The sequence below is a fragment of the Treponema sp. genome (assembly GCF_045657965.1).
In the GTDB taxonomy this organism is placed as follows: Bacteria; Spirochaetota; Spirochaetia; order Treponematales; family Treponemataceae; genus Treponema_D.
In genome coordinates this window covers 1-1584 of the sequence record NZ_JAZOUG010000210.1, presented here as the reverse complement: position 1 = coordinate 1584, position 1584 = coordinate 1, and the positions used below count along the sequence as shown (strand labels likewise).

The window sequence follows — 1584 nt, the reverse complement described above, 5'->3', positions numbered from 1 at the left end:
CTTCATTTGATAAATAAGCATTTACAACTTTTATCTTGAACTCTTCTGAGTATTTGGGCATAAAAAATGCACCTCCTAAAATTGAATTTTATTTGTCCAACTTTAGGGGTGCACTTCAAGTAAGTGCCCTGTAATTTCCCGAAAAGGACAGCAGGCGCGAAAGGGGTGACTGTGTTTTCATTTGAATAAAACCTCCACGAACTGCATAAAGCCCATTTTCATTCCCATGTTTACGGCAAATCGAGTGCCGAACGGAATGGACTTTGCTTTTTTGATTTCTTGTGAAAGAGAACGCTGAACATTCACTTTAAAATGAGGCGACCAAGAGACGAACTGTTTTTCTGCATCGTTTAAAGCAAAGACAATTTTAGCTCCCTTGTTGCCGCTTTTTTCAACTACGGCATTTGATTTTTTTAAGCCTTTAGAATTTACCGCATCAAAACAGATTCCGCCGTTCGGGAATTTTTGAGAAAGGGCAGTAAACAGCATACGGATTTTTTCTTCCTCAAAATAAAAGAGAACGCCGCCGCTCATCACAAAAAGCCCGTCCTCAGGCTTTGTCTCCACTTTATCCAGCCAGGAAAGGTCGAAGGCTGATGCCCCCACATTTTTTTCACGCTCATGGCACTTGGTAAACTGCTGTCGGGCTTCAATCACTTCCGGTAAATCAAGGTTCAAAATGCGACAGGTACCGTTATCAAGCTCAGAAAAACAGGTATCAGCTCCGCAGCCGAGGTTTACGATTGTGGCATTCGGGTGTTCTCTGAGATATTTTTTTGCACATCCAAGAAGGAAGTGCTTTCTCACTGCCCAGGAAAGGACGACGAAAGATTTGTAGGAAAGCGAAGAAAAATCATAGTCAATCGTGCTGATGATTCGCTCAGCTTCTTCATCCTTGAAAATTTCCGGGTATTTTTTGGAGCAGTCAGCCCTGCCGCTCAGTGGAAGCAGGAGAGTTTCTGCAATCGTGTTTTTTTCGATTTTGATTTTTTCTGCCATATACTTCTCCTTGAATAACTATAGTTAGTATATGCTAACTTTAAAGAAAAAATCAAGCTTTCTGGTCAAGCAAAAAAGCTAACCGAGGAGAATATGATTCCTGGGAAGATAATGAATAATACAGTTATTTCGTAAGCGTCTAATTACCACCATCTAAAAATCATTAGATTGGCGTGAAGCTAATCATTTCGCTGATAACTGGAATAAATTTACTAGTGGTAATATTTTAAAAACTTTGACTGGTGGTGTTTTGAGTGGTTCGACATATCTTGAAAAGGCTTTCCTGAGTCTTCATCTTGGTGCTGGTAGTCCTCGACCTAGTGCTAAATATAATTTTAAGACTTGATTATTTATTTAAATAGGTTTTATACTTTTAGTATGGTTGTTATAGTTACTGGTGTAATTTTAATTTTTTATTTTTTCGTTCTTTTTTTTGCGATTAAATGTATAATTAAATTATTCCGTTATTTGTCTACCAAATAATTTATTGTGTTATAGAGGTAAGCGTCTAATTACCACCACCTAAAAATCAGTAAAATCATATATTAAAATGGTCTCCAAGAAGGAGGCCATTTTGAATTTATT

At 37.6% G+C, this 1584-nt stretch carries 1 protein-coding gene; it reads right to left on the bottom strand.

What is annotated here, in order from left to right; all coding sequences use genetic code 11:
* Positions 1-177: 177 nt before the first annotated feature.
* Positions 178-999: a class I SAM-dependent methyltransferase gene (locus ACKI5B_RS07740; protein ID WP_407427458.1), complete on the bottom strand. Its 822-nt coding sequence runs from the start codon at positions 997-999 to the stop codon at positions 178-180.
* Positions 1000-1584: the final 585 nt, after the last annotated feature.

Excerpts from the sequence above, each read along its gene's own strand:
- ACKI5B_RS07740 (WP_407427458.1), bottom strand. The coding sequence starts at position 999 with ATGGCAGAAAAAATCAAAATCGAAAAAAACACGATTGCAGAAACTCTC.